The sequence below is a fragment of the Streptomyces atriruber genome (assembly GCF_001418325.1).
GTDB lineage: Bacteria > Actinomycetota > Actinomycetes > Streptomycetales > Streptomycetaceae > Streptomyces > Streptomyces atriruber.
Genome location: NZ_LIPN01000316.1, coordinates 1 through 18180 on the forward strand (window position 1 = coordinate 1; position 18180 = coordinate 18180).

The following is an 18180-nucleotide window of genomic DNA, read 5'->3' on the forward strand; positions in this document are numbered from 1 at the left end:
GGGTCAGGTGCGGCCCGGGCACCAGCGGGGCAGCGAGGCAACCGGGCCCCCGCCCACCGCGTGGTGGGGGTGGGCGCCCACAGCGCGGCGTCCCGGACGGTCAGAGGGACTCTCGCAGGGCCCGGACCAGCGCCTGGGCCCGCGGGTCCGCCGTGACGCCCTTGTTCATGCCGTTGGTGACGTAGCCGAACGCCACGCCCGACTCCGGGTCGGCGAAGCCGAGGGCGCCGCCGCGGCCCGGGTGGCCGAAGGAGCCGGGGCCGAGGAGCGGGGACGCCGCGCCGTGGAGCATGTGGCCGAGGCCGAAGCGGGTGTTGACGACCAGGACGCGGTCGGGGCCCGCAGACGCCTCCGCCCGGGCCGACGCCACCGTGGCGGGGGTGAACAGGCGCGCGCCGCCGCCCTCCACCTCGCCGATCAGCCCCGCGTAGAAGCGGGCCAGCGCGTCCGCCGTCGCGACACCGTTGGACGCGGGCAGCGCCGCCGCCCGGTAGGCCGCGTCGTTCTCGTCCGGCGAGGGATCGATCGCCCCGAACGCGCGCCGGGTCAGCGACGCCGCGTCCGCGTACGCCTCCGCCACGTTCCGCTTGGGACGCATCCGCAGCCCGCCCGGCCCGGCAGGAGCCTCGATGCGGCCGAGCCGACCGGCCCGGCCCGCCTCCGCTTCCGCCCGCGGAAGGCCGACCCACAGGTCCAGGCCGTACGGGCGCGCGATCTCGTCCGCGATCCACTCCCCCACCGGCCTGCCCGTCACGCGCCGCACGAGTTCACCGACGAGCCAGCTGTACGTCTGCGCGTGGTAGCCGTGGTCCTTTCCCGGCTCCCAGAACGGAGCCTGCGCCGCGACCACCGCGGCACCGAGGTCCGGGTCGAGCGCCTCGGCGGGCGTCAGCGGACGGTCCAGGGCGGGGACACCCGCGCGGTGCGCGAGCACATGACGTACGAGAACACGCTCCTTGCCGCGCGCCTTGAACTCCGGCCAGTACGAGCCGACCGGCGCGTCCAGGTCCAGTTCGCCCCGCTGGTGCAGCAGCAGCGGCACCGCCGCCGCCACGCCCTTCGTCGCCGAACGGACGATCTGCGCGGTGCCCCGCTCCCAGGGCGCGTCCCCGGCGGCGAGGTCACCGTCGACGTCCTTCGTGCCGCCCCACAGGTCCACGACCCGGCGCCCGTCCCGGTACACGGTCACCGCCGCGCCCCGCTCCCCGCGCTCGGCGAAGTTGCGTACGAAGGCGTCCCGCACCGGCTCGTAACCGGCGGCCACCGTGCCGTGCGCCCCGCCCCTGACACTCATGACGCTCATGACACCTACGACATCGTCCATAACAAGGCCAACAGCTATCGATAGCCGTCGATTCCCTATCCCCTGCCCCGCACCGACTTCGGATCGAAGCCGAAAGGCAGCTCCAGGCGGTGGGCGCTCATCAGGTCCCCGTCGGAGAGCAGCTCGCCCGTCGGGCCGTCCGCCGCGATGACGCCGTCGCTGAGGATCAGTGCGCGCGGGCACAGCTCCAGGGCGTACGGCAGGTCGTGCGTGACCATCAGGACCGTCACGTCCAGCGACCGCAGGATGTCCGCGAGTTCGCGGCGCGAGGCCGGGTCGAGGTTGGAGGACGGCTCGTCCAGGACGAGGATCTCCGGCTCCATCGCGAGCACCGTCGCGACCGCCACCCTGCGCCGCTGCCCGAAGGAGAGGTGGTGCGGCGGGCGGTCCGCGAACTCCGCCATGCCGACCTGCCCGAGCGCCTTCATCACGCGCGCCTCCAGCTCCGGTCCGCGCATCCCCGCCGCCGCGGGCCCGAAGGCCACGTCCTCGCGCACGGTCGGCATGAACAGCTGGTCGTCCGGGTCCTGGAAGACGAGGCCGACCCGGCGCCTGATCTCCGCCATGTGCCTCTTGCCGACGGGCAGCCCGGCGACCGTCACGCCGCCCGCGCCGCCGGTCAGGATGCCGTTCAGATGCAGGACGAGCGTCGTCTTGCCCGCGCCGTTCGGCCCGAGCAGGGCGACCCGCTCGCCGCGCCCGACGGTGAAGTCGACGCCGAAGAGGGCCTGGTGACCGTCCGGGTAGGCGAAGGCGAGGCCCGAGACCTCAAGAGACGCGGTGGCGGTCACAGCAGTCACATCAGTTGCGTCAGTCACAGAGTCCATCCCAGCAGGCATACGACGAGGGCGGTCAGGGGGAGAGCCAGCGCGTACGTCCACTGGGCGCGGGAGGCCGTGATGTCGTCGATGACCGGCATCGACCCGGCGTACCCCCGGCTGACCATGGCCAGGTGCACCCGCTCCCCCCTCTCGTACGAGCGGATGAAGAGCGCCCCCGCGGACTTGGCGAGGACGCCCCACTGCCGTACGCCCCGCGCCCGGAAGCCGCGCGACTCCCGGGCGATCTTCATGCGGCGCATCTCGTCGGTGATCACATCGCCGTACCGGATCATGAAGGAGGCGATCTGGACGAGCAGCGGCGGCAGCTTGAGCCGCTGGAGTCCGAGCAGCAGCTCGCGCAGCTCCGTCGTGGCGGCGAGCAGCACCGAAGCGGCGACGCCCAGCGTCCCCTTGGCCAGGACGTTCCAGGCGCCCCAGAGTCCGTTGACGCTGAGGGACAGACCGAGCACGTCGACCCGCTCGCCCTGGGCGACGAACGGCAGCAGCACGGCGAACGCCACGAACGGGATCTCGATGAGCAGCCGCTTCAGCACGAATCCGGCCGGTACGCGGGCGGCGTACGCGACCACGCCGAGCAGCAGCGCGTACAGCCCGAAGGCCCACATCGCCTCGCGCGGCGTGGAGACCACGACGATCACGAAGCAGAGGACCGCGGCGAGCTTGGTGTGCGGTGGCAGGGCGTGCACCGGCGAGTGGCCGTGCCGGTAGAGCCGGTGGGCGTGACCCGCGCCCATGTCAGACCTGTTCCGAATCCGGCACGGCGGCCGGGGAGGAGTCGCTCGTACGGCGACGGCGCAGCCCCCAGAAGACCGCGGTCCCGGCGACGACCGTGACGCCGACGCCGATCACGCCCGCGAGGCCGCCGGAGAGGCGGGCGTCGGCGATGTCCTTGACGCCGTAGTCGGCGAGCGGGGAGTCTGCGCTGGCGTGCTCCTCGGCCTTCTTGTCGATGCCCTTGTCGTGGGCGACCTTCTCCAGGCCGTCGGGGTCGGCCGAGGCGTAGAAGCTGACGAAGCCCGCGAGGACGAGGGAGGCGACGATGCCCGCGATCCACACCTTGCGGGTGGACCGGGCGGCGACCGGCGCGGGTGCGGCGGCGGGCGCGTCCACCAGCTCCCCGGCGACGCGCAGCTTGAGCGGCCGGGTCAGCCCCCGGGCCCCGTAGACCAGGTCCGGCCGGACGGCGACGACCGCGCCGACGGTGAGCGCGGTGATGGCGGCCTCGCCGATGCCGATGAGGACGTGGACGCCGACCATCGCGGTGGCGACCTTGCCGATGGAGACGTCGGTCGTGCCGCCGAGGGCGTAGATGAGGGTGAAGGCGACCGCGGCGGCGGGCACCGAAAGGAGGGCGGCGGCGAAGGAGGCGCCAGTGATCGAGCGGCGGCCGCGGGGCAGCACCTTCACCAGGCCGCGGAAGACGAGGTAGGCGACGACGGTCGTGACGATCGCCATGTCGGATATGTTCACGCCGAGCGCGGTCAGACCGCCGTCCGCGAAGAGCACGCCCTGCATGAGCAGGACGACGGAGACGCAGAGCACCCCGGTGAAGGGCCCGACGAGGATCGCCGCGAGCGCGCCGCCGAGAAGATGCCCGCTGGTGCCGGCGGCGACGGGGAAGTTGAGCATCTGCACGGCGAAGATGAAGGCGGCGACGAGGCCTGCGAGCGGCGCGGTCCGCTCGTCCAGCTCACGCCGGGCGCCCTTGAGGCTGACGGCCACGGCACCGGCGGCGACGACCCCGGCGGCGGCGGAGACCGGGACGTTGATGAACCCGTCGGGGACATGCATGCGCGCGCTCCTGGGCAGGGGCCCTGGGCAGGGCGGACGGCTCGTGAACCGTTCAATGATAGTGCTCTGTTGCAAACGGTTTGCAAGAGCGCGTCGGTCCCGATTCAACTACGCCGACCGCCGCGACCAGTCGCGGCGAAGTACCGTACATATGGGACATTGGTGAGGAAATGCCCGTAAGGATGAGGAGCCGAGCGATGTCCGCAGTCGAGCAGTACGCACGCGCCCACCTCGTCACGGACTCCTCCGAGGGCCACCGCGCCGTCCCCGTCATCCTCCACTACGACGCGGAGGCCGACCCGCACGCGGTGCGGATCGGCCTCCCCGACTCCCCTCATCGGGTCTTCTCCCGGCAGCTCCTGGAGCGGGGCCTCCGGGCGCCCGTGACCTCCGGCAACGTCCACGTGTGGCCGTGCGGGCGGGTCCAGACGGTCGTGGAGTTCCACGAGGCGGACGGGGTGACGGTCGTGCAGTTCGACGCGTCGGCGCTGATCCGCTTCCTGCGCCGCACGCACGCGGCCGCCACCCCGATCACCCACTGAGCCCTACGCACGTCGTACGTACGCCGTACGTACGTCAGACGCGGGCCAGCTCCCGGTCCGTGTCCGCGTCCTCCTCCGACACCGTGCGCAGGCCCTCGCCCTCGACGTCCACGTTCGGCAGCGCGCGGTCCAGCCACTTGGGCAGCCACCACGCCTTCTTGCCGAGCAGCGCCAGGACCGCGGGCACCAGCGCCATGCGGACCACGAACGCGTCGAAGAAGACCGCGATGGCAAGGCCGAAGCCGATCATCTTCACCATCTGCTCGGACGAGCCGATGAAGCCCGCGAAGACCGCGATCATGATGACGGCCGCCGCCGACACCACCCGGGCCCCGTGCCGGAAGCCGGTCACGATCGCCTGGCCGGGCCGCTCCCCGTGGACGTACGCCTCCCGCATGCGGGTCACGAGGAAGACCTCGTAGTCCATCGCGAGGCCGAAGACGACGCCCACCATGAAGATCGGCATCATCGACATGATCGGGCCGGTCTGCTCGACGCCGAAGAGCGAGCCGAGCCAGCCCCACTGGAAGACCGCGACGACCGCGCCGAGGGCCGCGAGGACCGAGAGCAGGAAGCCGAGGGCCGCCTTGAGCGGGACCAGGATCGAGCGGAAGACGATGATCAGGAGCAGGAACGCGAGGCCCACGACCAGTGCCAGATAGGGCAGCAGGGCGTCGTTGAGCTTCTGCGAGACGTCGATGTTCATGGCCGTGGTGCCGGTGACCATGATCTCGGCGCCGGAGTCGGACTTGATCTGCGCGCCGGAGTCGCGGATCGAGTGGACCAGGTCCTCGGTCTCGATGCCGCTGGGCTTGGAGGACGGGACGACGCTGATGATCGCGGTGTCCTTGTCCTTGTTGAGCATCGGCGGGGCGACGGTCAGGACGTCGTCGAGCTTGGAGATCGTCTTGGTGATCTCACCGGCCGCGGCCTTCGGGTCGTCGGCGCCCTTGAGGTCGCCGACCACCATCAGCGGACCGTTGAAGCCGGGGCCGAACCCGTCCGAGACCAGGTCGTACGCCTTGCGCTGGGTCGTGGACGTCGGCTGCGCGCCGTCGTCCGGCAGGCCGAGCTCCAGCTGCGAGACCGGAATGGCCGCGGCGCCGAGGCCCACGATGCCGACGAGCAGCACCGCGATCGGACGGCGGACCACGAAGCGGGCCCAGCGGGTACCCATGTTCTGCTTCGGCTCACCGGCCGACCCGCTGTCGGCGGCCTTCTTCTTGCCGCCTCCGAACAGCCTGCTCTTCTCGCCCGCGGGCAGCACCCGCTTGCCCGCGTACCCGAGCAGCGCCGGGATGAGGGTGAGCGCGATGAGGACGGCGATGACGACCGTGCCCGCCGCGGCGAAGCCCATCTTGGTGAGCATCGGGATGTTGACGACGGCGAGGCCGACCAGCGCGATGACCACGGTGAGTCCGGCGAAGACGACCGCGGAGCCCGCGGTGCCGACGGCCCGTCCGGCCGCCTCCTCGCGGTCGCGGCCCTCGGCGAGTTCGCCGCGGTAGCGCGAGACGATGAAGAGCGCGTAGTCGATGCCGACCGCGAGGCCGATCATCATGGCGAGCGTCGACGTGGTGGTGCCGAGGTCCAGCGCGTTGGCGAGCGCGGTGATCGACGAGACGCCGATGCCCACGCCGATCAGCGCGGTGATCAGCGGCAGTCCGGCCGCGATCAGCGAGCCGAAGGTGATGACGAGGACGACCGCCGCGACCGCGATGCCGATGATCTCGGTGGAGCCGGTCTCCGGCATGGCCTGCAGCGCGTCGCCGCCGACCTCGACGGTGAGCCCCGAGTCGCGCGCGTCGTCGGTGGTCTTCTCCAGCGCGTCGCGGTCGTCGTCGGTCAGCTCCATCGAGGTGACCTTGTACGAGACGGAGGCGTACGCCGTGGAGCCGTCCTTGCTGACCGTCTTGGTCACGAAGGGGCTGTCCGCGCGGGCCACCTGGTCCGAGCCCGACTTCACGGCGGCGACGGTCTTCTCGATCTCGGCCTTGTTGGCCTTGTCGGTGACCTTCTCGCCGTCCGGAGCCTTGAAGACGACGCGGGCGCTCGCCCCGTCGGCGCTGGCTTCGGGGGCCCGCTTCTCCAGGAGGTCGAAGGCCTTCTGCGCCTCCGTGCCGGGAATGGAGAAGCTGCTGGAGGCGGCGGTGGGCGCGGACGCGGCGCCGACCCCGGCGAGCGTTAGGAGGGCCACCCATATGAGGGCGACGAAATGGCGTCGCCTGAAGGCGAGTTTGCCGAGTTTGTAGAGGAAAGTGGCCACGGAGGCGTACTCCCGGTCAGGTCGTGTGGTCCGGATTGGGCAGGGGAGATCAGCCCGACGACGTGAGCGGTGCGCGTCAGGAACAGGGGGGCGGTCGGGTCAGATGCCGAGTGCGGGGAGGATCACGGCATCGATGTACGAGGCGAGGAACGCGCGGTCGACCGGGCGGTCCTCGATGAGGTCCCGGGCGACGAAACCGCCGACCATCATGTGGACGACGTACTCCAGCGCCGGATTGTCCGCGGCGACCTCACCGCGCTCCACCGCCCGGCGCAACAGGTCGTTCAGGCCGGTGAGCTCCGGCTCGATGAGCAGGTTGCGCAGCGCCTGGTGGAGTTCGGGGTTGTCGTGGATGGCATGGAAGAGGCCCCGCATCAGCGCGGCGTCCTTCTCCATCTGACAGTCGTCCGAGCGGGCCACCATCTCGTTCAGGTCGCCGCGCAGGGAACCGGTGTCGATGTCCGCGAGGGACGCCGGCTTGTTGTGCCGCAGCGCCTTGGCGATCAGCTCCGGCTTGCTCCCCCACTGGCGGTAGAGGGTGGCCTTGCTGGACCGGGTGCGGGCGGCGACGGCGTCCATGGTGAGGGCGTCGTAACCGACCTCGCGGAGCAGGTCGAGCACGGCCTCGTACAGCTCGGCCTCGCGCTCGGGGGTGATCCTGGTGCGCCGTGCCGTCGTCGACGCCGTCGTCTCGGCCACGATCTCCACCTCCTGCGCCACGTCCTGGGACTGCTCGGAACGAAACGGTTTCGTACGGCAGAACTGTACTCCCGGCCCCCAGCGAAACGAAACCGTTTCGTACGTGTGCTGCGTCACGCCCGTTCTCACCCCCGGGCACGAGTTGCCGCCGCCTGCGGAGCGGAAAAGCATGGGGAGGTGACCGACGCGCGCGACGATGCCCAGGACGCCAGCCCCCCGGACGACGCCTACCTGCGGTTCCCGCACCTCAGCGGCGATCGCCTCTGCTTCGCCGCCGAGGACGACCTGTGGGTGGCCCCCCTCACCCCGGAGGGCTCCCCGGCCGACCGGGCGTGGCGGCTCACCGTCGACCGGACCAAGGTGAGCCACCCCCGCTTCTCGCCCGACGGCCGCCACATCGCCTACACGACCTGGCGCAGCCTCGACCCGGAGATCCATCTGGCACCGGTGGACGGCGGACCCGCGCGCCGCCTGACCTACTGGGGCAGCACCGACACCCGGGTCTGCGGCTGGTCACCCGACGGCGACATCCTCGCCGTGTCCTCGCACGGCCAGCCGTTCTCGTACTTCTGCTGGGCCTACAGCGTGCCCACCGACGGCTCCCCCGGCGGCAAGCTGCCCTGGGGCCCGGTCTGGGACATCGCGATCACCGACTCCCTCGCCGACGGCGACAGCGACCGCAAGACCCTGCTCCTGACCGGCAAGCCGCCGCACGAGCCCGCCGCCTGGAAGCGGTACCGGGGCGGCGCGACGGGCCGCCTGTGGGTGCACGGCGAGCAGATCCTCACCGACCTCGACGGGCACCTCGACTCCCCCATGTTCGTCGCGGGACGCATCGCGTTCCTCTCCGACCACGAGGGCGTCGGCAACCTGTACTCCTGTCTGCCCGACGGCTCCGACCTGCGGCGCCACACCGACCACGACACGTTCTACGCCCGCCACGCGGCCAGTGACGGCACCCGCGTCGTCTACCAGTGCGCGGGCGACATCTGGCTGGTCGACGGCCTCGCGGCGGACTCCGCGCCCCGCAGGCTCGACGTGCGGCTCGGCGGGCCGCGCGCCGGGCGCCGGATCTACCAGGTGCCGGCCGCCCAGCACATCGACTCGCTCTCCGTGGACACGACGGGCCGGGCCAGCGCCGTCGTCGTGCGCGGCTCCCTCTACTGGCTCACCCACCGGGACGGCCCCGCCCGCACCATCAGCGACACCCCCGGCGTGCGCGTCCGGCTGCCCGAGATGCTCGGCACGGGCGGGCAGGTCGCCTACGTCACCGACGCCGACGGCGAGGACGCCGTCGAGATCGCCTACCTGCCGCGGGCCAGCGGCCCCCGCGCGCCCCGCAGGCTGGCGAGCGGGCAGCTCGGCCGCGTCCAGGAGCTGGTGGCCGACCGCGACGGCGAGCGCCTCGCCATCGCCTCCAACGACGGCCGTCTCCTCCTCATCGACGTCACGGAGGAATCCGACGGCGAGGTCACCGAGCTGATCCGCTCCCTCAACGGACCCGTCCGCGACCTGGCCTTCTCACCCGACGGCTGCTGGCTGACCTGGTCGCACCCGGGCATCGGCCGCTCCCTGCGCCAGATCAAGCTGGCCCGGATCGCGGGCCCCGGCATGCGCGCCATCGTCGACGTCACCAACGGCCGCTTCGAGGACGAGAACCCCGTCTTCACCCGCGACGGCCGCTACCTCGCCTTCCTCTCCTGGCGCGGCTTCGACCCGGTCTACGACGTGCACACCGGCGACCTGTCCTTCCCCCTCGGCTGCCGCCCCTACCTCGTACCGCTGTCGTCGGCGACGCCCTCCCCCTTCGCCCTGCTGCCCGACGGGCGGCCCGCCGCGGGCGGCCTCGACCCGGCCGACGGCGGCGGGGGCGACGGCACCACCACCGTGGAGATCGAGGGCCTGGAGGCGCGGGTCACGCCCTTCCCCGTCGCCGCGTCGAAGTACTCGGCGCTGCACCCCGTCAGCGGCGGCGGCCTGGTCTGGCTGCGCTGGCCCATCTCGGGCGCGCTCGGCGAGACCTTCGTGAACCCCGCCGACATGTCGGGCCGCCCCACCCTCGAATACTTCAACATCACCAAGGCCAAGAAGTCCCAGCTCGTCGACCACCTCGACTGGTTCGCGCTGAGCGGCGACGGCTCACGGCTCGTGGTCGTCGACGAGGGCGACCTGAGCGCCGTGCCCTCCACCGAGCAGGGCGACGGCGACACCACCGTCTGGATCGACCTGCGCCGCATCCTGCACGAGGTCGACCCGGCCGCCGAGTGGCGCCAGGCCTACGAGGAGGCGGGCCGGATCATCCGCTCCTACTTCTGGGACCCGGGGATGTCCGGCATCGACTGGGACGGCGTGCTCGCGCAGTACCGGCCGCTGGTCGAACGGGTCGCGTCCCCCGACGAGTTCGCGGACCTGCTGCGCGAGGTCCTCGGTGAACTGGGCACCTCCCACGCGTACGTCTCCCCCGCGCGCCGCAACGAAGGCCCCCCGCACTACCAGCGCGCCATGGGCCTGCTCGGCGCCAACCTCGTGCGCAGGGACGACGGCTGGATGGTCAAGCGGATCCTGCCCGGCGACTCCTCCGACTCGAAGGCGCGCTCACCGCTGGCCGGTGCGGGCATCCGGGAGGGCGCGGTCCTCACGCACATCGACGGCCGTCCGGTCGATCCGGTGACCGGTCCCTATCCGCTGCTCTCGGCGGCGGGCGGCACGACGGTCGAGCTGACCTTCGAGCCCGAGGGCGAGGGCCGGGCCCGCCGGGTCGCGATCGTCCCCCTCATCAACGAACGCCCCCTGCGCTACCAGGACTGGGTGGCCAAACGCCGGGGCGTCGTCCGCGAGTTGAGCGGCGGCAAGTGCGGCTACCTGCACATCCCCGACATGGGCGGCTCCGGCTGGGCCCAGTTCAACCGGGACCTGCGCCTGGAGGTGTCGCGGCCCGCGCTCATCGTGGACGTGCGCGGCAACGCGGGCGGCCACATCAGCGAACTGGTCATCGAGAAGCTGACGCGCAAGATCCTCGGCTGGGACCTCACGCGGAACGCCCAGCCGGTGTCGTACGCGTCGAACGCGCCCCGGGGGCCCGTGGTGGCGCTCGCCGACGAGGCGACCTCCTCCGACGGCGACATGATCACGGCGGCCTTCAAGCTGCTCGGGCTCGGTCCCGTCGTGGGGCAGCGCACCTGGGGCGGCGTGGTCGGCATGACCGGGCGGCACGCGCTGGGCGACGGCACGGTGATCACGGTGCCGATGAACGCGGGCTGGTTCGACGCGTACGGCTGGACCGTGGAGAACCACGGCGTCAGCCCCGACCTCGACATCCTGCGCACCCCGCTGGACTGGGCGGAGGGGCGGCACGCCCAGCTCGACGACGCGGTACAGCTCGCACTGGACCTGCTGGCCCGGAACCCGGCGTCGGAACCGCCGGACCACTCGGACGTCCCGGACCGCAGCAGGCCGCCGCTGCCGCCCCGCCCGTGAAGTCCCTGTCGCCGGGCCCTCATGTGATCGAAATGCGAGGAATGTCCACCTGTGTAAATCTGGTCGAGGCCCAATCCCCTCACCCAACACCGGGAGTGAATCGCATGGGCATCAAGGACCAGTTCCAGGACAAGGCTCAGGACCTCGCCAACAAGGCCAAGGACTCCATGGGCGGCGCCAAGGACGAGGCGAGCGAACGCGCCTCGCAGGCCCGGGACGAGGCGAGTGAGCGGTCTTCGCAGGCTCCGGACCAGGCCCAGGAGGCCGCGCAGGAGCAGCAGGACAAGTTCGACCGGGACTACGACGCCTGACGTGTAGCTCGTGCGAGGAGGCCCCCGGGACGCCGGGGGCCTCCGTCGTGTCTACACCCGTCCGCGCACCGGCCCGCGCGGGCTCAACTCACCGCGCGCGCCCGCTCGTCGGCCGATCCGCCCGCCCCGACAAGACCCGTCGAGACGGTGCCGAGCCGCGGCTCGAAGCGCTTCATCTCGCGCTGGCCGACCGCCCCGATGACCGAGGGCAGATAGCCGCGGATGCCCTGCATGCCCCGCAGCCACCACTGTGCGTACACATGGCTGGAGCGGCGCTCGATGCCCGCGACGATCCGGTCCACCGCGGGACCCAGCGGATACGTCTTGTTGGACGGCCACGGCAGCCGCTGCCGCAGCTCCCGCATCACGTCGTCCTGGTCGGCGCCCCGCACCATGTCCGTGTCGGTCCAGGAGAGATAGCCGACCCCGACCTTGACGCCCTTGTAGCCGACCTCGGCGCGCAGCGCGTGTGCGTATGCCTCGACGCCCGACTTCGACGCGCAGTACGCCGTCATCATCGGCGCCGGCGTGATCGCGGCGAGCGACGCTATCTGCAGCAGATAGCCGCGGCTCTCCATGAGGACGGGCAGGAAGGCCCGGCCCGTCACCGCACTGCCTATGAGGTTGACCTCGATGACGCGGCGCCACGCGTCCGGGTCGGACTCCAGGAAGGGCCCGCCGCTGGCCACGCCCGCGTTGGCGACGACGATGTCGACCTTGCCGAAGTGCTGCTTGACCTCTTGGGCGACCTGCGCGAGCGCCACGTGGTCGGTGACGTCCGCGTGCCAGTGCGCGGACTCGGTGTGCAGCCGCTCCGAGACCTTCTTCAGCTCGTCCGGCTCCAGGCCGACGAGCGCGATCTTCGCGCCGCGCGCCGACAGCTTGCGCGCGAGCAGCTCACCGACTCCGCGCGCCGCGCCCGTGACGACCGCGACCTGCCCCTCCAGGCTGACCCTGCTCATGCGCCCTCCTTGACCTGTATGTACGTTCCGGCGAGCGTCCTGATCCGTCCGGTGACGGCCTCCGGCGCCTCGATGGGTGTCATGTGTCCGATCCCGGCGAGCTCGGTGAGCCCCAGGCACTCCGGCAGGGCGGCGGCGATCCGCCGTGCGTGCACGACGGGCGTGAGCCGGTCGGCCGTACCGGCGACGACGGCCGTGGGCACCTTCAACCCGCCTACTTCCACGTCCAGTTGGAGGCCGTCGAGCACGTGCGACCAGCCGTGGCGGACGCCCCGGGGGCAGGCGTGCACGATCCGTGCGCAGGCCTCGACCTTCTCGGGCGCCGAACCGGGGCCCATCGTGGCGTACTTGAGGACGCGCCTGGCCAGCGGTGTGACGGGCCCGAGCGGGGCGCGCGAGCCGAGCACCGACCGCGTGATCCGGGTCCGCGTCCGCCCGGCCCGCAGCGGCACGACCCGCGCCTCGGCGACCAGTTCCGAACTGCCCGTGCTGCACAGCAGGACGGCAGCGGCATGCTCCCGCACCCCGGCCCGGCCGCCCGCGGCCATGAGCGTCATGCCGCCCATGGAGTGCCCCACGAGCACGGCCTTCTCGCCCGGCGCGAGCGTCGCCGCGAGGACCGCTTCGAGGTCGTCGGCGAGCGCCCGCGTGCTGTATCCGTCGGCGGCCACGGGCGCGGCGCTGCGGCCGTGCCCCCGCTGGTCGTACGCGATGACGCGGTGGTCGGTGCAGAGGTCGCGTATCTGCGCCGCCCAGAAGGCCGTCGAGCAGGTCCACCCGTGCGCGAGCACCACGGCGGGCGCTCCCTCGGGGCCGTGCACCTCGACGTGGAGGCGCGCCCCGTCGGCGGAGACGGCGGTCACTTCGCGCGCGGCGACGGGCGGCGCGTAGGGCCCGCTCGTCACATGGGTCAGTCGGCTCATGCCCCGGCCTCGACCTTCTTCGTCGCGGCCTTCTTCTTCGCGCCCTTCGTGGCCCCCGCATCGGAGCCGGACACGGCCGCCGGCGGCTCGGGGGCGCGCAGCACCTCGTACTCGGAGAGGTCGACGCGCCGCGTCGCCGCCCTGAACTCGGTGGTCGTGCCGGGCCAGACCGTCGTGTTGACGCCGTTCTCGTCGAGGTACCAGCTGTTGCAGCCGCCGGTGTTCCAGACGGTGCGCTTCATCCGCTCCTGCACCCGGTGGTTCCAGGCGCGCACGGAGTCGGGCCGGACGGCGAGGGCGGCCCGGCCTCCCAGGACGTCCAGCTGCCGCAGGTAGTCGGCCATGTAGTTCAGCTGCGACTCGATCATCAGGATCATGGAGGAGTTGCCGAGCCCGGTGTTGGGGCCGATGATCGTCATCCAGTTGGGGAACCCGGCGGCGGTCGCGCCGCGCAGCGCGTTCATGCCGTCCTTCCAGGTCTCCATGAGCGTGAGCCCCTCGTCGCCCACGACGCGGTCGGCGATCGGCATGTCCGTGACGTGGAAGCCGGTGCCGAAGATGATCGCGTCGACCTCGGTCTCGGTGCCGTCCGCGGCGACGACGGTGTTGCCGCGCACCTCGGTCAGACCGCTGGCGACGACGTCGACGTTGGGCTTGGCGAGCGCCGGGTAGTAGGCGTTGGAGAGCAGGATGCGCTTGCAGCCGATGCGGTACGTCGGGGTGAGCTTGGCCCGCAGCGCCGGGTCCTTGATGGCCCGGTGCATGTTCCGCTTGGCGATCCGCTCGACCATGCCGAGCTCGTTGGGCCGCTTGGTGAACGCCTGGACCTGCAGTTCCCTGATGCCCCACAGGAGGCCGCGCCGGGCCTGGGTGGTGAAGGGGAGCTGCTTGTGCAGCCAGCGTTCGGCGCCGGTGATGGCGCGGTCGGCGCGGGGCATCACCCAGGGGGGCGTGCGCTGGAAGAGGGTGAGACTGCCGACCTGCTTCTGGATCTCGGGCACGATCTGGATGGCGGAGGCGCCGGTGCCGATCATCGCGACGCGCTTGCCGCGCAGGTCGTAGTCGTGGTCCCAGCGGGCCGAGTGGAAGACCTTGCCGGGGAAGGTGTCGATGCCGGGGATGTCCGGGGTCTTGGGGTCGGAGAGCGGCCCGGTGGCGGAGACGACGACGTCGGCGGTGTACGTGCCGTTGCTGGTCTCGATCACCCAGCGCAGCCGGTCGGCGTCCCAGGTCATCAGCTTCACCTCGGTGTCGAGGCGCAGATGCGGGCGGAGCCGGAAGGTGTCGGCGACGTGCTCCAGGTACTCCTGGATGTGCTCCTGGCCGGAGAAGGTGCGCGGCCAGTCCGGGTTGGGCGCGAAGGAGAACGAGTACAGGTGGGAGGGCACGTCGCAGGCGCAGCCCGGGTAGCTGTTGTCCCGCCAGGTGCCGCCCACGGCTCCGGCCCGCTCCAGGACGACGAAGTCGGTGACGCCCTCGCGGCGCAGCCGCACGGCGGCACCGAGGCCGCCGAAGCCGGATCCGATCACCGCCACCCGTACGTGCTCGTGCTCTGTCATTCCGCCGCCTCCCGGAAGTACCTGAACCCTGCCAGTGACTACTGGCGCAATTGGGAGAGTAGGCCAGTCCCGTACTCATGGGTAGGGGTTGGGCGGGGGAAAGTTACCGGCGGTACCGCCGGCCACCGAGCAGGCGGCCTGCGACCGCCGCCCGGATAGGCTTCCCACGTGGCAGACGAACGAGAAGGCGGACGCGCGAACACACCGGACGACGGCGTACGCGAATTCCGCATGGAGGCGCTGGCCGAGGAGGCCGGCATCACCGTGCGCACCGTGCGCTTCTACCGCGAGCGCGGGCTGATCCCGCCGCCCCGCCGCGAGGGCCGCATCGCCTGGTACGACGAGCACCACCTGGCCAGACTGCGCACGATCGCCGCCCTCCTGGAGCGCGGCCACACCCTGAACGGCATCGCCGAGCTCTCCGACGCCTTCGACAAGGGCCGCGACGTCGGCGAACTCCTCGGCCTCGGCGAGCCGACCGAGGAACAGCCGGTCCGCCTCACGCCGGAGGAACTCGCCGACCACTTCGCGGGCGAGGTCACCCCCGAGAACCTCGTCGCCGCCCTGGACCTCGGCTACCTCGGCACGGACGGCGACGAACTCGTCCACATCAGCCGCCGCCTGCTCGACGCCTCATCCACCCTGGTGCGCAAGGGAGTTCCGCTCGCCGCGGTCCTGGAGGCTGGCCAGCGCGTGCGCGAACACGCCGACGCGCTCGCGGAGTTGTTCATCACCGTCATGCGCACCCACACGCCCGACACCGCCGACGTCGACATCGACCAGCTGCGCCCGGTCGCCAAGAGCGTGGTGGAGGCGGAGCTCTCCATGGCCCTGGACCGCCGCCTCAAGGAATCCTGACGCCCACGGTCCCCGAACTCAGACCGGCAGCCACCAACGCGCCTTGTAGATGCCGCCGTCGACCAGCCGGTAGCTCGACTCGGGCCGGTGCACGCTCACCGTCGTGGTCCACCAGGTCTCCCCGAGACCGGCCTCCGGGACGGTGGTCACGACCTGCCCGGTGCGCGGATCATTGCCGACGGCCTTCACCGACTTGCGGGAGATCTCCGCGGCCCCGGCGAAGTCCTGCACGAAGACCCGGCCCTTCTTCTCGTACTGGAAGACGGCCGCGTTGGTCGTCACCCACAGCCGCCCCGGCCGCCCGCAGACCGGGGAGAGATCGTGCCCGCCGGGCGTCTTCCCCGGTGTGCCGACCGGCAGCCCGATCCCGTACGTCCGCTCCAAGGCGGGCCGCGCGGCCGTCCCACCCACCTCGTACGTCACCAACTCGTCGTCCCCGAGGGCCCAGAGCACCCCGCGCGCACCGTCCCAGTGCAGCGCGTGCGCACCCTTGAGCTCCGCCTCCGCGTACCGCGTGGCCCGCGGCCCCTGCGACGCCGCGTACAGCCGCACCCGCGCGCCCGTGCTGCACGCGACGGCCACGTTGCCGTCGGGCAGGATCTCGGCGCTGTGCGGATTGAACAGATCGTCGCCGGGGCCGATCGCCGTGCCCCAGTACCGTCTGCCGGTCGGATGCTCGACGACGGCCACGAACCCGAACGACGCCGTCGTCAGGACGTACGTCCGCCGCCGGTGCACCCGCACCTTCGCCTCGCACGGATACACCCAGCTCACGTCCGGCAGCAGGTCCCGGTAGCGCGGGTCGCCGACCGGCGAGAACTCCCAGCGCACGACGGACGGATCGGCGGCCGGGTCCCAGACGCGGCGCCCCGGGTCGAGCACGAGGATGCGCCTGCTCGCCTGCTCGGTCAGCAGAACGGGCGGCGTACCGGCGGGAATCCCGCCGCCGCCGCCCGTTCCGTGGGACGCGTCGGTTCCGTACGCCCGCGCGGTGGGCAGGGCCGCCGCGATCCCGGCGCCCGCCGCGCCCAGCACGACGGCACGTCTAGAAGGCATGGCCGACATGAAATCCCCCTGACAGCTCGGCAGTTGGTCATGTGCGCGACCGAAATCTGCCATGCCGCCCGGCGCCGGGACAGCCTTCTACCGGACTTTGTGTCCGTGTCCCACCGGGGACCACCCCGACGGGGGACGAGGGGGGCCTACAGGTCGTAGACCACCGTGACGGGCGCGTGGTCGCTCCACCGCTCCGCGTGGCTCGCGGCCCGCTCCACGTACGCCTTCACCGCGCGCTCGGCGAGCCCCGCCGTCGCGACCTGGTAGTCGATGCGCCAGCCCGTGTCGTTGTCGAAGGCGCGCCCGCGGTAGGACCACCACGAGTAGGGACCCTCGACGTTCGGGTGCTGCGCCCGCACGACGTCCTCGTACTCCGCGAAGACCTCGTCCAGCCAGGCGCGCTCCTCGGGGAGGAACCCGGAGTTCTTCTTGTTGCCCTTCCAGTTCTTGAGGTCGGCCTCCTGGTGGGCGATGTTCCAGTCGCCGCAGACGAGGACGTTGCGCCCCTCGGCGGCGGCCCGCACCTTGAGTTCCTTGAGATACGCGAGGAACTCCCCCATGAAGCGGATCTTCTCGTCCTGCCGCTCGGTGCCGACCTCGCCGGAGGGCAGATACAGGCTGGCCACGGTGACGCCGGGCAGATCCGCCTCGACGTACCGGCCGCTGCCGTCGAACTCCTGCGACCCGAAGCCGACCTGCACCCGGTCCGGCTCACGGCGCGTGTACAGCGAGACACCGGCGCGCCCCTTGGCGGCGGCGGGCGCGTGCACGACGTGCCAGCCCTCGGGGGCCCGCACCTCGTCCGGCAGCTGGTGCTCCTCGGCCCGCACCTCCTGCAGGCACACCACATCGGCCGAGGTCTCGCCGAGCCACTCCACGAAGCCCTTCTTGGCGGCGGCGCGCAGCCCGTTCACATTCACGCTGGTCACAGTGAGCATCCCGGCACGATACCGGCACCAACCGGCACACTGGTCCGGCACCACGGTCCTCACACCCACCACTGGTTACGCATAGAAGTACGATGGAGCGCATGACTATCCAGAATGCAGTCACCACCGCCTCCGGGATACACCTGCTCACCGTCACGTTCGCGCACCCCGACGCGGTCCGGCTCAACGACCTCGTCCAGCTCGAGTACGCGGAGCGCTACGGCGACGAGGGGGACGTCACCCCCCTCGACCCGACCATGTTCGAACCGCCACGCGGCCGCTACTTCATCGCGTACGACGAGCACGGCACCGCACTGGCGACGGGCGGCTGGCGCGGCATGGACGAGAACGAGNNGGCCCGCGGCCTGGGCCTCGCCCGCCGCATACTCGCGGCCCTGGAGGACGACGCGAAAGCGGCGGGCCGGGTCCGCATGGTCCTGGAGACGGGCACGAAGCAACCCGAGGCGATAGCCCTCTACGCCTCCAGCGGCTACACCCCCGCCGCGGAGAAGTTCGGCCTCTACCGCTTCGACGACCTGAGCCGCTGCTACGAGAAGCTCCTGTAGCTCCCCTCCCTACCCCCGCACGGCGGACCGCAGGTCGAACTCGGCCTGGGCCCCGCCCCCGGCCGGATTGCCGAA

At 71.8% G+C, this 18180-nt stretch carries 15 protein-coding genes and 2 pseudogenes; 6 read left to right on the top strand and 11 right to left on the bottom strand.

The window, feature by feature from the left end; all coding sequences use genetic code 11:
- Positions 1–100 precede the first annotated feature (100 nt).
- From AOK03_RS29095 to AOK03_RS29110, 4 genes are read right to left on the bottom strand one after another with little or no spacing between them, the layout of a single operon-like run.
- Entirely contained in the window at positions 101–1303 is a 1203-nt protein-coding gene (locus AOK03_RS29095; protein ID WP_244177797.1) for a serine hydrolase domain-containing protein, read from the bottom strand.
- 56 nt (positions 1304–1359) lie between these two features.
- Positions 1360–2163: an energy-coupling factor ABC transporter ATP-binding protein gene (locus AOK03_RS29100; protein ID WP_425264421.1), complete on the bottom strand. Its 804-nt coding sequence runs from the start codon at positions 2161–2163 to the stop codon at positions 1360–1362.
- Positions 2139–2900 (bottom strand): cobalt ECF transporter T component CbiQ, encoded by a 762-nt coding sequence (gene cbiQ / locus AOK03_RS29105; protein ID WP_055568344.1) that lies wholly within the window; start codon positions 2898–2900, stop codon positions 2139–2141. Before cbiQ ends, AOK03_RS29100 begins: the two co-directional genes overlap by 25 nt.
- A 1-nt stretch (position 2901) precedes the next feature.
- Entirely contained in the window at positions 2902–3957 is a 1056-nt protein-coding gene (locus tag AOK03_RS29110) for an energy-coupling factor ABC transporter permease (RefSeq protein WP_055568345.1), read from the bottom strand.
- A gap of 197 nt (positions 3958–4154) precedes the next feature.
- On the opposite strand from AOK03_RS29110, the gene AOK03_RS29115 reads away from it, so the two are divergent.
- Positions 4155–4499, top strand: coding sequence for an SsgA family sporulation/cell division regulator (locus tag AOK03_RS29115; protein ID WP_055568346.1), 345 nt, complete (start codon positions 4155–4157; stop codon positions 4497–4499).
- A 34-nt stretch (positions 4500–4533) separates the two neighbouring features.
- Here the strand turns inward: AOK03_RS29115 and AOK03_RS29120 are convergent, their stop codons facing one another.
- Positions 4534–6765, bottom strand: a complete 2232-nt coding sequence (locus tag AOK03_RS29120) for an MMPL family transporter (RefSeq protein ID WP_055568347.1) — start codon at positions 6763–6765, stop codon at positions 4534–4536.
- A 99-nt stretch (positions 6766–6864) separates the two neighbouring features.
- Positions 6865–7485 (bottom strand): TetR/AcrR family transcriptional regulator, encoded by a 621-nt coding sequence (locus tag AOK03_RS29125; RefSeq protein ID WP_244177799.1) that lies wholly within the window; start codon positions 7483–7485, stop codon positions 6865–6867.
- Between the two features lie 156 nt (positions 7486–7641).
- Between AOK03_RS29125 and AOK03_RS29130 the strand changes: the two genes are divergently transcribed.
- A complete protein-coding gene (locus AOK03_RS29130; RefSeq protein ID WP_055568348.1) occupies positions 7642–10941 on the top strand; it encodes a S41 family peptidase in 3300 nt (1099 codons plus the stop codon).
- Between the two features lie 104 nt (positions 10942–11045).
- The gene (locus tag AOK03_RS29135) at positions 11046–11252 is read left to right on the top strand and encodes a hypothetical protein (protein ID WP_055568349.1); all 207 of its coding nucleotides are present in this window, start codon (positions 11046–11048) and stop codon (positions 11250–11252) included.
- Between the two features lie 83 nt (positions 11253–11335).
- Here AOK03_RS29135 and AOK03_RS29140 read toward each other — a convergent pair whose 3' ends face one another.
- From AOK03_RS29140 to AOK03_RS29150, 3 genes are read right to left on the bottom strand one after another with little or no spacing between them, the layout of a single operon-like run.
- A complete protein-coding gene (locus tag AOK03_RS29140) occupies positions 11336–12214 on the bottom strand; it encodes an SDR family oxidoreductase (protein ID WP_055568350.1) in 879 nt (292 codons plus the stop codon).
- The gene (locus tag AOK03_RS29145) at positions 12211–13137 is read right to left on the bottom strand and encodes an alpha/beta fold hydrolase (RefSeq protein WP_055568351.1); all 927 of its coding nucleotides are present in this window, start codon (positions 13135–13137) and stop codon (positions 12211–12213) included. The genes AOK03_RS29140 and AOK03_RS29145 overlap by 4 nt, the downstream gene beginning before the upstream one ends.
- Positions 13134–14696, bottom strand: coding sequence for a flavin-containing monooxygenase (locus AOK03_RS29150; RefSeq protein WP_055568352.1), 1563 nt, complete (start codon positions 14694–14696; stop codon positions 13134–13136). The genes AOK03_RS29145 and AOK03_RS29150 overlap by 4 nt, the downstream gene beginning before the upstream one ends.
- 231 nt (positions 14697–14927) lie before the next feature.
- Here AOK03_RS29150 and AOK03_RS29155 point away from each other — a divergent pair, with 231 nt between their 5' ends.
- Positions 14928–15554, top strand: coding sequence for a MerR family transcriptional regulator (locus AOK03_RS29155; RefSeq protein ID WP_055568353.1), 627 nt, complete (start codon positions 14928–14930; stop codon positions 15552–15554).
- 18 nt (positions 15555–15572) lie between these two features.
- Here AOK03_RS29155 and AOK03_RS29160 read toward each other — a convergent pair whose 3' ends face one another.
- Both AOK03_RS29160 and AOK03_RS29165 read right to left on the bottom strand, forming a co-directional pair.
- Complete coding sequence (locus tag AOK03_RS29160) at positions 15573–16610, bottom strand: DUF6528 family protein (protein WP_244177800.1); 1038 nt, start codon at positions 16608–16610, stop codon at positions 15573–15575.
- Positions 16611–16756: 146 nt separating this feature from the next.
- Positions 16757–17548: an exodeoxyribonuclease III gene (locus AOK03_RS29165; RefSeq protein ID WP_055568355.1), complete on the bottom strand. Its 792-nt coding sequence runs from the start codon at positions 17546–17548 to the stop codon at positions 16757–16759.
- A gap of 92 nt (positions 17549–17640) precedes the next feature.
- Here AOK03_RS29165 and AOK03_RS44345 point away from each other — a divergent pair.
- A pseudogene (locus AOK03_RS44345) lies at positions 17641–17892 on the top strand (GNAT family N-acetyltransferase); the annotation flags it as partial.
- Between the two features lie 2 nt (positions 17893–17894).
- Positions 17895–18105: pseudogene (locus tag AOK03_RS44350) on the top strand (GNAT family N-acetyltransferase); the annotation flags it as partial.
- Positions 18106–18180: the final 75 nt, after the last annotated feature.